Below are 13395 nucleotides of genomic sequence, written 5' to 3'. Positions count from 1 at the left end.
GTCGATTGGTGAGGCTAGCGCCAAATGCTTGAGGTTCAAACCATTCGTTGGCGCGTCGGCGTTAACGTTTGCGGCTTCTGCACGTTCCCACGGCGTGATGCCTTGTGAGCAGGCTCACATTGCTGCCTTGAGGGCAGCGAAGCCGCGATCGAGGTCGGCCTTGAGGTCGTCGACGCTTTCGAGCCCGATATGCAGACGCAGCGTCGGGCCGCCCGGCGACCATGTCGTGGCGGTGCGATAGGCGTCGCAATCGAAGGGAATCGCCAAGCTCTCGAAGCCGCCCCAGGAAAAGCCCATGCCGAACAGTTTGAGCGTATCGAGCATGGTGTCGACCGCCTTCTGCGGCGCCGGCTTCAAGACGATGCTGAACAGGCCCGAAGCGCCGGTGAAGTCGCGCTTCCAGATCGCATGACCCGGATCGGTCTCGAGCCCCGGATGCAGCACGCGCGCGACCTCGGGACGGCTCGCAAGCCAGCGCGCCATGTCGAGCCCGGAGCGATGATGCTGCGCCAGCCGCACCGACAGCGTACGCAGGCCGCGCAGTGCCAGGAAGACGTCATCGGGACCGGCACAGACGCCGAGCAGGCGGATGCCTTCGGCGATCTGCGGCCATGCCCTGGCATTGGCCGAGATGGTGCCGAACATGATGTCGGAATGACCGCCGATATATTTGGTGGCGGCCTGCATGCTGATGTCGACGCCCTGTTCGAGCGAGCGGTGATAGAGCGGCGTCGCCCAGGTGTTGTCGTCGATGACGATCGCGCCGCGGGCATGCGCGACCTCGGCGATGGCGCGGATGTCTGGCATCTCGAACGACTGCGAGCCTGGCGCCTCGACCAGCACAGCGCTTGTGTTGGGCCTGAACAGCTTGTCGATGCCGGCGCCGATCATCGGATCGAAATAGGTGGTCTCGACGCCGTAGCGGGTGAGCATGCCGTTGCAGAAATTGCGCGAGGGCCGATAGACGTTATCGCAGACCAGGATGTGGTCGCCGGCCTTCAGCACCGAGAGCAGGGTGGTCGAGATCGCCGACAAACCCGACGGCACGATGCCGACGCCGGCGCATTGCGGCCCCTCTAGCGTCATCAGCGTCTCCTGGAACGCCTTGGTGGTGGGGGAACCATGGCGGCCATAGGTGAACTCGCCGCGATGGGCGTGCAGGTCCTCGGCGGTCGGATAGAGCACGGTCGAGCCGTGGAACACCGGAGGATTGACAAACCCCTTCTGCGCCTTGGTGTCGCGGCCGGAGGTGACCAGCCGGGTCTCGGCGTGCTGTTCGGAGGGGGGTGAGGAATCCATGCGTCTGCTTTCAAAAGCGCGTTTCCACCAGGCACGCTGCGCCCGCGGGCTGGCCGAAAGGCCGCTGTCGTTAATAACAGAACACAGAAGAGTCCCGTCAACCCCTTGACCCGGCAGGCCAGTCGTTCTGTTATCGCAGGTGCTATTCAGTCGCCGCATGTTGAGGGGCCTGCCGCGACCTTCGATCCATCGCCTGACCGGACCAAGCGCCACAGCCGTAACGGCGGGCGCCTGTCGGCGGGGATTAAGGCAGGGCCTCCCGGGATCGGCGGGTGATCGGCAAGGATTTCCAGCATGACTCTTGCAGGGCTGGTCTTGAGACGGCTAGCCCTGGCAGAGGCGATCGCAAAGACAACGTTCCTGACCTTGAGACGACTTTGAAAGGCCCAAAGCCCATGAAACGCGTAACCCTGGCTCTCTCTCTCGCTCTCGCCGCCGGCCTGACTGCCCAAGCCGCCGATGCGCAAACGCTCAAGACCGTCAAGGACCGCGGCATGCTGTCCTGCGGTGTCAGCCAGGGCCTGCCCGGCTTCTCCTCGCCGGACGACAAGGGCAACTGGACCGGGCTTGATGTCGACGTCTGCCGCGCGATCGCCGGGGCGATCTTCAACGATCCGACCAAGGTCAAATACGTGCCGCTCTCCGCCAAGGACCGTTTCACGGCGCTGCAATCCGGCGAAGTCGACGTGCTGTCGCGCAACACCACCTGGACCATCTCGCGCGACACCTCGCTCGGCGCCAACTTCACCGGCGTGACCTATTATGACGGGCAGGGCTTCATGGTGAAGAAGTCGCTCAAGGTGAACTCGGCGCTCGAGCTCAACAGCGCGTCGGTCTGCGTCCAGACCGGCACCACGACCGAGCAGAATCTCGCCGACTACTTCAAGGCCAACAACATGAAGTACGAGGTGATCGCGTTCGGCACCAACGACGAAACGGTCAAGGCCTACGAGGCCGGGCGCTGCGACGTCTTCACCACCGACCAGTCGGGCCTGTACGCCAACCGCCTGAAGCTTGCCAATCCCGGCGATCACATGGTGCTCCCGGAAATCATCTCGAAGGAGCCGCTCGGTCCGATGGTGCGCCACGGCGACGACCAATGGTTCGACATCGTGAAATGGACGCTGTTTGCCATGATCACCGCCGAAGAGCTCGGCGTGACCGCGAAAAACGTCGACGAAAAGGCGAAAGGGGAAAATCCTGAACTGAAGCGCGTTCTGGGTACCGATGGCAATTTCGGTGAACAGCTCGGCATAAGCAAGGATTGGGTGGTGCGCATCGTGAAGGCCGTCGGCAATTACGGCGAAGTGTTCGACCGCAATGTCGGCGCAGGCTCGCCGCTCGGTATCAATCGGGGTCTCAACAATCTCTGGAACAAGGGCGGTCTCCAATACGCCCCGCCGATCCGCTGATCCGGCCTGACCCGCGCTCGCGGCGATGAGCATCGAGGCTCGCAAACCCCCGCCCCAGATCGCGCTGAAGATCAGGCGGGTGCTGGGGGGCAAGACAGGCTGGAACGGCATCGCCGTCCAGTTTGCCTTCGCTGCGATCCTGGGCTGGATTGCCTATGAAATCGTCTCCAACGCCCGCGCCAACCTCGAGAACCAGCATATTGCCGCCGGCTTCGGCTTCCTCGCGAACAACGCCGGTTTCGACGTCAATCAGACGCTGATCTCGTATACCGGCTCGGACACGTTCCTGCGCGTATTCCTGGTCGGGCTCCTCAACACGCTCGTGGTCTCGGTGGTGGGCGTTGTGTTCGCCACCTTGATCGGCTTCATCGTCGCGCTGTGCCGGCTGTCGCCCAACTGGCTGCTCGCGCGCATTGGCGAAATTTATGTCGAGATCATCCGCAACTTGCCGCTGCTATTCCAGATCCTGTTCTGGTACCTGGCGGTGCTCGCGGCCTTGCCCAATCCACGACAGAGCATTTCGCTGCTCGGCATAGCTTTCGTCAGCAATCGCGGTCTCGTCATTCCCCGCCCGATCGGCGAGAGCGGCTTCGAGGCGTTTCTGGCGGTGCTGGCCCTCGGCATTGTGGCTTCGGTGGCGTTGCGCATCCATGCGCGCCGGGCGCTGTTCGAGCGGGGTCAGGTGATCCGGATCTGGCCCTATCTGCTGGGCCTGCTGTTCGGACTGCCGCTCGTCACCATGCTGGTAGCGGGTCTGCCCTTCAGCTTCGAGCTGCCGCAGCTCAAGGGTTTCAATTTCGCCGGTGGCTCGCGGATCATCCCGGAGTTCGTGGCGCTCACGTTGGCCTTGTCGACCTATACGGCCGCCTTCATTGCCGAGATCGTGCGCGCGGGCATCCTCTCCGTCCACAGCGGACAGATGGAGGCGGGATCGTCGCTGGGCCTGAGCCGCGGCACCACGCTGCGCTTGGTCGTCGTGCCGCAGGCGATGCGCGTCATCGTTCCGCCGCTGACCAACCAGTACCTCAATCTCACCAAGAATTCGTCGCTGGCCGTCGCGATCGGCTATCCCGACCTCGTCTCCGTGTTCGCCGGCACGTCGCTGAGCCAGACCGGGCAGGCCATCGAGATCATCGCCATGACGATGGGCGTGTATCTCCTGATCTCGCTGATCACCAGCGCCGTCATGAGCGTCTACGGTTGGCGCGTCAGCCGGAGTCTCGGCGCATGAGCGATATCACCTCGTCCAGTTTCGTTCGCCGGGATCTTCTGGATGAGCGTCCCGCGCCGGTGAAGACCACGGGCTTCGTCGGCCTGGTGCGGACGCGCCTGTTCAACTCGCCGACCAACATCCTGCTCACGATCGTCGGCGCCTTGCTGCTCTGGTTCACCATCATTCCTTCCGTCAAATTCCTGATGGTCGATGCAGTCTGGACCGGCAAGGATCGCACGGCCTGCCTCGCCGAGAACGCCGGCTTTACGGTCGGCGCCTGCTGGCCCTACATCCAGGCCAAGCTGCCGCAACTGATCTACGGCTTCTACCCCGAAGCCGAACGCTGGCGGGTCAACCTCACGCTCGTGTTGTCAGTAGTCCTGTTGGTGCCGTTGCTCATTCCGCGACTGCCGTCGAAAGGATTGAACGCTGGCCTGTTCTTCCTTGCGTTTCCGGTGGTCGCATTCTTTCTGCTGCATGGCGGCGGCATCAAGGGATTTGGCCTGAGCTGGACCGCTGACCTGCTGCAATTGTTCGACGACAGCATCATCGGCGCTGGGCAGGCTCTGCTCGGTCTCGGCAAGACCTCCTCTGCCGCACCGCTGTTGTGGGTCGTCGGCAATGTCATCGTGCTCGTGGGTACCGCGATCTACTGGCTGATCTTTCCGCTGACCTGGCTGCGTGACCAGTTGCAGGGGACAGGCCAGTCGGTCTGGGCCGATTTCGCCATCACTGCCGCGATCGTCTCACTGATCGCCTTCGTTCTCGGCGGCGGCCTCCGCACCGGGGGGCGGGCCCTCACATCCAGCATCGTCACCTTCGCCGCCATCGCAATCGTGATCAAGCTGATGGGGCTCGATCACGGCGGACTGCCGATCGTGCAGACGAACCTGTGGGGCGGACTTCTGGTGACGCTGGTGGTCTCCGTCACCGGCATCGTCACCTCGCTGCCGATCGGCATTGCGCTGGCGCTTGGCCGCCGCTCGACCATTCCGTTGATCCGGATCTTCTCGATCGCCTTCATCGAGTTCTGGCGCGGCGTGCCGCTGATCACCGTGCTGTTCTTTGCCACCTACATGCTGCCGCTGTTTCTGCCGGGCAATTTCACGGTCGATGGTCTCGTGCGTGCGCTGATTGGAATCTCTCTGTTCACGGGCGCCTATCAGGCCGAGAACGTCCGCGGCGGGCTGGCTGCGATCCCGCGCGGGCAGGGCGAGGCGGCCGCGGCATTGGGGCTGTCCTGGTGGAAGACGACCTCGCTGATCGTGCTGCCGCAGGCGCTACGCCACGTCATTCCGAACCTCGTCAACAGCTTCATCTCGCTGTTCAAGGACACTTCGCTGGTCTCGATCGTGGCGCTGTTCGATCTCCTCGGCTCGCTGCGGGCGTCGTTCTCGGATCCGAAATGGTCGTCGCCATCGACCGCTTTCACAGGGTTCGCCTTCGCCGGGATCATCTACTTCATCTTCTGCTTTGGAATGTCACGCTACTCGCTCTTCGTTGAGCACCGCCTCAACGCTCACCGCCGCAACTGATCGAGGTCACCATGTCCGACCCCATCGTCAAGATTTCCGGCCTGAACAAATGGTACGGCGAGTTTCACGTGCTGCGCGACATCGACCTTACGGTCGAGAAGGGCGAGCGCATCGTGATCTGCGGCCCCTCCGGCTCGGGCAAGTCGACGCTGATCCGCTGTATCAACGCGCTCGAGGAGTTTCAGGAAGGCGAGATCGTCGTTGACGGCATCGAGCTCGGGCCGAACCTCAAGCACGTCGATGCGGTGCGGCGCGAAGTCGGCATGGTGTTCCAGAGCTTCAACCTGTTTCCGCACCTGTCCGTGCTGGACAATTGCACGCTGGCGCCGATCTGGGTGCGCAACATCCCCAAGAAGGACGCCGAGGCTGCGGCGATGAAGTTTCTGGAGCGGGTCAAGATCCCGCACCAGGCCAACAAGTTTCCGGGACAGATGTCCGGCGGTCAGCAGCAGCGCGTCGCGATCGCCCGCGCGCTGACGATGAACCCGAAGGTGATGCTGTTCGACGAGCCGACCTCGGCGCTCGACCCCGAAATGGTCAAGGAGGTGCTGGACACCATGGTCGACCTTGCCGAGGAGGGCATGACCATGCTGGTGGTCACCCACGAGATGGGCTTTGCCCGCGAGGTCGCCAACCGCGTGGTGTTCATGGACGCGGGCCAGATCATCGAAGCCAACACGCCCAACGAGTTCTTCGCGGCCCCACAGCACGCCCGAACAAAACTGTTCCTGAGCCAGATCCTGCGCTGAGCACCTGCAATCCGGTGGCGTCGCGGGTCTAACCGGCCCGCCAGCTTGGCACCATGCGAATCGGCCAAGCTCTTTTCGGGCCATCCTCCGGAGAGAGACTTTGCAGAGCAGCGCCGGCGCGCGCGCATTCCAGAACGCGCGATTGCAAAAGAAATTGAAGAAGCAGGCGGACGCACTCATGTCCGCCGCGGTTCAGGCACTCGGCCAAGGCAGATACGCGGAGGTCGAGACACTCTGCCGCCGGATTTTGACGGAGGTTCCGGATCATTTCGACGCCGCGCACTTGCTCGGTCTGCGCGCGTATGATGGCGGGCGGCTCGATGAGGCGCAACAACTGCTCGAGCGCGCGACCGTGCTCGATCCGCGTTCGCCCGATGCCCATGGTAATCTCGGGGCGGTGTATTTCACCCTCCAGAAGTTTCAGGAGGCTCGCGCATGCCAGGAGAAGGCCGTTGCGCTGAAGCCGAATTCTCCGATCGCCTTGACCAATCTCGGCAATACGCTGCTGCACATGGGCCTCGCCGAGCAGGCTATCGAGCTGCACGATCGCGCTATCAGGCTGAAGCCGGACTATGCCGATGCATTTTGCAATCGGGGCATGGCGGAGCTGATCGAAGGCCAGTCCCAGCGCGCCAAGGAGAGTTTCGATCGCGCCCTCGCGTTTCAACCGCGTCACGCGGAAGCGATCGCAGGCAGGGGCATGGTATGCATCGAGCTCCGGCACTACGAAGAGGCGGCCGCGGCGATCGCGGCAGGGCTCGCGATCAAGCCGGATTCGCCGAAGATTCTGGCGCAGCGCGGACGGCTCAATCTCGATCTGTTGCGGCTGGAGCAGGCGCTCGCGGACTTTGATGCGGCGCTGGCGCTTTCGCCGAGGCTCGAAGTGGCCTTGCAGGGAAAGGCGCAAGTCAACCTTGTCAAGGGCAACACGGCCGAGGCGATTGCGGCCGTCGAGACCTTGCTGGAGGAAAATCCGCGGTCCGACATCGGAATTGCGCTCCTGGCTTCCTGCTATGCGAGCCAGGGAGACATCGCGACGGCGCTCGAACATCTCGACGCCGGGCTGGCAATGGCGCCTGATTATGCGGACTTGATCGGGCGCAAGATATTCTTCCTGGACTATCTCCCGGAGGCCGATTTTTCGGTTCAGCAGGCTGCGCGAAAACAATGGTGGGACGCGATCGGCGCCAAATTGGCGCAAAGGGCGTTGGCGCCCCGCACGCTTGATCCGGACAAGCGGATTTTGATCGGATATGTCGCTTCCGAATTGAGGAACCACTCGGCAGCGTTCGCTCTGTTGCCGGTGCTGCGCCATCATGATCATGCCAGGTTCGAGATCGTCTGCTATTCGTGCTCGCCGGTAAGAGATGAGATGACCGCCGCATTCAGGTCCTCGGCGGACGTCTGGGTCGACGCCTGGCAGATGTCGGACGACGAACTGGCCGATCGCATTCAGGCCGACAAGGTCGATATCCTGATCGACGTATCCGGGCACACGACCGGCAACAGGCTCCATGTCTTCGCCCGCAAGCCGGCCCCGATCCAGGTCTCGGGGTTTGGTCACGCCACGGGCACGGGCCTTCAGACCATGGACTACGTGCTCGCGGATCCCGTCTTCATTCCGCAATCGGCGCGCCATCTGCTGGCTGAAAAGGTCTACGACCTGCCGTGCCTGATCACGATCGATCCCATTTTGGATCTACCTGCATCGGAGCCGCCCATGCTCCGCAACGGCCATGTCACCTTCGGCGTGTTCAACCGCATCTACAAGATCTCGGACGAGGCCATCCGGGTGTGGTCGAAATTGATGCGCGAAGTGACCGGTTCGAAGATCATCGTCAAACATACCCTGCTTGACGATCCCATGTTGCGCGACAATTTGGTCGCGCGGTTCGTGGCACAGGGCGTTGCCGAGGAGAATGTCACCTGCCTGGGCTCGTCGCCGCGCCCCGAGCACCTGCGGGCCTTTGCGAACGTCGACATATCGCTCGACACGTTCCCGCAAAATGGCGGCGTCAGCACCTGGGAATCGCTCTATGCCGGCGTTCCGGTCGTGGCCAAGCTCGGCAACGGCGCCTCGTCGCGTGCCGGTGGTTCGATCGTGGCTGCGGTCGGTCTCGACGACTGGATCGCGCAGGACGACGAGGGCTATGCCGCGATCGCCTGCAAATATGCGGCGCAGCCGGCGTATCTGGCGAGGTTGCGCAGCGGCTTGCCGGCCCGAATCGCAGCGTCCCCCGCCGGCAATGTCGAAATCTACACGCGCGAGGTCGAAGCGGGCTATCGCCAGTTCTGGCGCGACTACTGTGCCGCGGCTGTCGAAGGCAGCGAGGTTGCGTAGGGGACCGGCAGCGCCGGGCCGCTGAGCCCCGGGAAATCCCGGGGGTGTCACCGTGCCAGCTGACCGGCAGGTCGGGCTTGCGAATCAGTTAGACTCTGCCCCGGGCCATCTTCCGGAGAGACACCTTGCAGAGCAGCGGCGGCGCGCGCGCATTCCAGAACGCGCGATTGCAGAAGAAATTGATGAAGCAGGCGGACGCCGTCCTCTCCGCCGCGGCTACCGCCTATGGCCAGGGCCGATATGCTGAGACTGAAGCACTCTGCCGGGAGATCCTTAAAGCGCTGCCCGATCATGTCGACGCTCTGCACCTGCTCGGCATGTGCGCGCATGACGGCCGGCGCCTGGAGGAGGCGCAACAGCTGCTCAAGCGCGTGATTGTGCTCGATCCGCGCCTGCACGATGCCCATAACAACCTCGCGACCGTGCATTTCGATCTCGGCAATTACGAGGAGGCGCGGCGGTGCCAGGAGAGGGCCATCGCGCTAAAGCCGAATTTTGCGGTCGCGCTGACCAACCTCGGCAACACGCTGATGCATCTGGGGCAGTACGAACAGGCGCTCGAGCTGCATGAGCGCGCCATCAAGATCAAGCCGGATTATGCCGACGCGTTCTGCAATCGCGGTATGGTCGAGATTGTGCTTGGACAGATCATGCGCGCCAAGGAAAGCTTCGACCGCGCCCTGCTGTTTCAGCCCCGTCACGCCGAGGCTATCGTCGGCAGCGGCATGGTCAGCATGGAGCTGCGGCACCACGACGAGGCGGCCGCCAAATTTGCCATGGCGCTGGCGATCAAGCCCGGCTCGCCGAGGATCGTGGCCCAACGCGGGCGGCTCAGTTACGAGTTGCAGCGCCTGGAGCCCGCGCTTGCGGATTTCGAGGCGGCGCTTGCGATCTCGCCCAAGCTCGAGCTGGCGCTACGCGGCAAGGCCCAGGCCTGCCTCGTCATTGGAAAGACCGCGCAGGCGATGGCAGCCGCAACGGCCCTGATCGAGCAAAATCCGCGCTCCGAGGTGGGGCTGGCGCTGATGGGCTTCTCTTATTCGAACCAGGGGGACATGGACGCAGCGATCGAGTATCTCGATCGCGCGCTGGCAGTCCGGCCGGACTATGGGGATGCGATCAGAGGAAAGATCTTCCTGGAGGACTACCGCGCCGAGGCCGATTTCGTGGTCCAGCAGGCGGTGCGAAAATCCTGGTGGGACCAGATCGGCTCCAAGCAGCCGCGAAGGGAGTTGCCGAAGCGGCCGCTGGACCCGGAAAAGCGGATCGTGGTCGGCTATGTCGCTGCCGAATTCCGGCAGCACTCCGCGGGGCTCACGCTGCTGCCAGTGCTGCGCCATCATGATCACACTAAATTTGAAATCATCTGCTACTACTCATGGCCGGGCGCGGACGAGTACACCGCCATGTTCAAATCATTGGCCGACGTCTGGGTCGATGCCTGGGGGCTTTCGGACGACGAACTCGCCGATCGTATCCAAGCCGACAATGTCGACATCCTGATCGACGTTTCGGGCCACACGACCGGTAACAGGCTGCAGTGTTTTGCGCGTAAGCCGGCCCCGATCCAGGCCACTGGCTTCGGACACGCGACGGGCACAGGCATGCCGATTATGGACTACGTGCTCGCGGATCCCATTTTCATTCCGCCGTCGGTTCGGAATCTGTTTGCCGAGAAAATCTACGATCTGCCGTGTCTGATCACCATGGAGCCTGTCTCGGATCTGGCGCCTTCGGAGCTGCCGATGCTCCGCAACGGCTACGTCACCTTCGGCGTGTTCAACCGCATCTACAAAATATCGGATGATGCGATCCGTGTGTGGTCGCGCATCATGCGGGAGCTGCCGGGATCGAAGATCGTCCTCAAGCATGGTCTGCTCGATGATCCCCTGCTGCGCGCTAGCCTGGTCGCGCGCTTCCTGGCGCAGGGCGTTACCGAGGAGAACATCACCTGCCTCGGCACCACCTCGCGCGACGACCATCTGGTGGCTTTCGCCCAGGTCGATATGTCCCTCGACACGTTCCCGCAAAATGGCGGCATCAGCACCTGGGAATCTCTCTACAAGGGCGTTCCCGTCGTGGCCAAGCTCGGCATCGGGGCCTCCTCGCGTGCCGGCGCCTCTATCGTGACTGCCGTCGGCCTCGGCGACTGGGTGGCCGAGGATGACGATGGTTATGTCGAGATCGCTCGCAGGTTTGCGTCGCAGCCCGATTATCTGGCGAAATTGCGCGCGGATTTGCCCGCCCGGATCGCGGCTTCGCCCGCCGGAAATGTCGAGACCTACACGCGGGAGCTCGAGGCGGGTTACCGAAAGTTCTGGCGCGACTATTGTGCCGCCGCCGCGGATAACGCTGACGTTGCGTAGGCGAGGCCCGGGTTGGGCACCGGCATCTTCCGGGGGATTGCCGGGCCGCCTAAACCGGCGGCTCTGGCCGCGAATCAGCTAGAATCGTCTCGGACATCCTCCGGAGAGAATCCTTGCAGAGCAGCGGCGCCGGCGCGCGCGCGTTCCAGAACGCGCGATTGCAGAAGAAATTGAAGAAGCAGGCGGACGCGATCATTTCGACCGCGAATGCGGCCTATGGCCAGGGCCGGTATGCGGAGACCGAGGCGCTCTGCCGCCAGATCCTGAATGAACTTCCGGAGCATTTCGGCGCCTTGCACCTGCTTGGCTTGGGCGCGTTCGCGAGCCGACACTTCGAGGCAGCGAAACAGGCCCTCAAATATGCCGTGACGGTCGACCCACGCTCGGCACAGGCTTTTTCCGATTTGGGAGCCACGCATTTCGCACTTGGGGAATATGAGGACGCGCGTACGTCCCTGGAGAGAGCCATCGCGTTGAAGCCCAGCTTACCGATGGCCTTGGCCAATCTCGGAAATACCTTGTTGCATCTAAACCGTGTCGAGCAGGCTATCGAAATGTACGATCGCGCGATCGGGCTGAAGCCCGATCATGCCGATGCGCTTTGCAATCGCGGCCTGGCAGAGCTCGCGCTGCGCCAGCTTGATCGCGCCAAACAGAGCTTCGAGCGCGCACTGTTGTTTCAGCCGCGAAACGTCGAGGCGCTCGTCGGCAAAGGTTTGGTCAATATCGAGCTCAAAAACTTCGACGAGGCCAAAGGCGCGCTGGAGGCGGCGCTCGCGATCAGGCCAGGCTCGGCGAAAATCCTGGCGAACCGTGGACGGCTCAATCTTGAGACGTCGAGGTTGGAACAGGCGGCGGCGGATTTCGACGCGGCCCTTGCGCTTGCGCCCAAGCTCGAGGTGGCCTTGCAGGGGAAGGCACAAGTCGCGCTCGCCATGGGAAACACGGCGCAAGCGATTTTAGCCTGCACCATGTTGCTGGAGGAATATCCAAGCTCAGCGATCGCGATGGCGCTGCTGAGCGCTTGTTTTGCAAATCAGGGAGAGATCGCGTCGGCGATCGAGCTTCTCGATGCGGCGCTGGCCATTGTGCCGGATGCATCCTTGATCGGCCGGAAGATCTTCTTCCTCGACTATCTCTCCGAGGCCGATTTCGCGGTTCAGCAGGCCGCACGAAAGCAGTGGTGGGACGCGATCGGCTCGAAGTTGCCGCGAAGGACTCTTGCCCCCCGGCAGCTTGATCCCGACAGGCGGATCGTGGTCGGCTATGTTGCTGCCGAGTTTTGGCATCACTCGGCGGCGTTCGCTCTGTTGCCGGTGCTGCGCCATCATGATCACGCCAGGTTTGAGATCGTCTGCTATTCGTGCTCGCCGGTAAGAGATGAGATGACCGCCGCATTTAGGTCCTCGGCGGATGTCTGGGTCGACGCCTGGCAGATGTCGGATGACGAGTTGGCCGATCGCATCCAGGCCGACAAGGTCGATATCCTGATCGACGTATCCGGGCACACGACCGGCAACAGGCTCCATGTCTTCGCCCGCAAGCCGGCCCCGATCCAAGTCTCCGGGTTTGGTCACGCCACGGGCACGGGCCTTCAGACCATGGACTACGTGCTCGCGGATCCGGTCTTCATTCCGCAATCGGCGCGCCATCTGCTGGCTGAAAAGGTCTACGACCTGCCGTGCCTGATCACGATCGATCCCATTTTGGATCTACCTGCATCGGAGCCGCCCATGCTCCGCAACGGCCATGTCACCTTCGGCGTGTTCAACCGCATCTACAAGATCTCAGACGAGGCCATCGGGGTGTGGTCGAAAGTGATGCGCGAGGTGACGGGTTCGAAGATCATCATCAAGCATACTCTGCTTGACGATCCCATGTTGCGCGACAATCTGGTCGCGCGGTTCGTGGCACAGGGCGTTGCCGAGGAGAATGTCACCTGCCTGGGCTCGTCGCCGCACCCCGAGCACCTGCGGGCGTTTGCGAACGTCGACATATCGCTCGACACATTCCCGCAAAACGGCGGCGTCAGCACCTGGGAATCGCTCTATGCGGGCGTTCCGGTCGTGGCCAAGCTTGGCAACGGCGCCTCGTCGCGTGCCGGTGGTTCGATCGTGGCTGCGGTCGGTCTCGACGACTGGGTCGCCGAGGACGACGAGGGCTATGCCGCGATCGCCTGCAAATATGCGGCGCAGCCGGCGTATCTGGCGAGGTTGCGCAGCGACTTGCCGGCCCGGATCGCAGCGTCTCCCGCCGGCAATGTCGAAATCTACACGCGCAAGGTCGAAGCGGGCTATCGCCAGTTCTGGCGCGACTATTGTGCCGCGGCTGTCGAAGGCAGCGGGGGCGCCTGACCCTGCCGGTTGGGGCGTAGCCTCGAATTGCGCCGGCCACCTTAGTCCTCCGGAAACCATGCGGCGCTGCGCGACCGTGCCGGTTCATGGCTCCGAAAGCTATCTCTGGGCATGTGGCGCCAAAAG

At 63.0% G+C, this 13395-nt stretch carries 8 protein-coding genes; 7 read left to right on the top strand and 1 reads right to left on the bottom strand.

Features of this window, described 5'->3' with window-relative positions:
* Window positions 1–114: 114 nt before the first annotated feature.
* On the bottom strand, window positions 115–1299 hold the full coding sequence (gene metC, locus IVB07_RS20060; RefSeq protein ID WP_018457787.1) for a cystathionine beta-lyase: 1185 nt from the start codon (window positions 1297–1299) through the stop codon (window positions 115–117).
* Window positions 1300–1694: 395 nt separating this feature from the next.
* On the opposite strand from metC, the gene IVB07_RS20055 reads away from it, so the two are divergent.
* From IVB07_RS20055 to IVB07_RS20025, 7 genes are all read left to right on the top strand, one after another.
* Window positions 1695–2711 carry an amino acid ABC transporter substrate-binding protein gene (locus tag IVB07_RS20055; protein ID WP_018457788.1) on the top strand — a complete coding sequence of 339 codons (1017 nt, stop codon included), beginning with the start codon at window positions 1695–1697 and terminating at the stop codon, window positions 2709–2711.
* A 25-nt stretch (window positions 2712–2736) separates the two neighbouring features.
* A complete protein-coding gene (locus tag IVB07_RS20050; protein WP_018457789.1) occupies window positions 2737–3942 on the top strand; it encodes an ABC transporter permease subunit in 1206 nt (401 codons plus the stop codon).
* Window positions 3939–5459: an amino acid ABC transporter permease gene (locus IVB07_RS20045; RefSeq protein WP_018457790.1), complete on the top strand. Its 1521-nt coding sequence runs from the start codon at window positions 3939–3941 to the stop codon at window positions 5457–5459. The genes IVB07_RS20050 and IVB07_RS20045 overlap by 4 nt, the downstream gene beginning before the upstream one ends.
* An 11-nt stretch (window positions 5460–5470) precedes the next feature.
* On the top strand, window positions 5471–6208 hold the full coding sequence (locus tag IVB07_RS20040; RefSeq protein ID WP_018457791.1) for an amino acid ABC transporter ATP-binding protein: 738 nt from the start codon (window positions 5471–5473) through the stop codon (window positions 6206–6208).
* Window positions 6209–6308: 100 nt separating this feature from the next.
* The gene (locus IVB07_RS20035) at window positions 6309–8549 is read left to right on the top strand and encodes a tetratricopeptide repeat protein (RefSeq protein WP_018457792.1); all 2241 of its coding nucleotides are present in this window, start codon (window positions 6309–6311) and stop codon (window positions 8547–8549) included.
* 125 nt (window positions 8550–8674) lie between these two features.
* A complete protein-coding gene (locus IVB07_RS20030) occupies window positions 8675–10915 on the top strand; it encodes a tetratricopeptide repeat protein (RefSeq protein WP_247338013.1) in 2241 nt (746 codons plus the stop codon).
* Between the two features lie 113 nt (window positions 10916–11028).
* The gene (locus tag IVB07_RS20025; RefSeq protein WP_247766629.1) at window positions 11029–13269 is read left to right on the top strand and encodes a glycosyltransferase family 41 protein; all 2241 of its coding nucleotides are present in this window, start codon (window positions 11029–11031) and stop codon (window positions 13267–13269) included.
* The last annotated feature ends 126 nt before the right edge of the window (window positions 13270–13395 follow it).

This window comes from Bradyrhizobium sp. 172, from assembly GCF_023101065.1.
Taxonomy (GTDB): Bacteria; Pseudomonadota; Alphaproteobacteria; order Rhizobiales; family Xanthobacteraceae; genus Bradyrhizobium; species Bradyrhizobium canariense_D.
Note: the sequence above shows the minus strand (reverse complement) of the source record. Positions and strands in the feature narration are given on the sequence as shown.

Bases quoted from the DNA above. Each gene is read 5' to 3' on its own strand.
- metC (WP_018457787.1), bottom strand. From the start codon at position 1,299: ATGGATTCCTCACCCCCCTCCGAACAGCACGCCGAGACCCGGCTGGTC.
- IVB07_RS20055 (WP_018457788.1), top strand. From the start codon at position 1,695: ATGAAACGCGTAACCCTGGCTCTCTCTCTCGCTCTCGCCGCCGGCCTG.
- IVB07_RS20050 (WP_018457789.1), top strand. From the start codon at position 2,737: ATGAGCATCGAGGCTCGCAAACCCCCGCCCCAGATCGCGCTGAAGATC.
- IVB07_RS20045 (WP_018457790.1), top strand. From the start codon at position 3,939: ATGAGCGATATCACCTCGTCCAGTTTCGTTCGCCGGGATCTTCTGGAT.
- IVB07_RS20040 (WP_018457791.1), top strand. From the start codon at position 5,471: ATGTCCGACCCCATCGTCAAGATTTCCGGCCTGAACAAATGGTACGGC.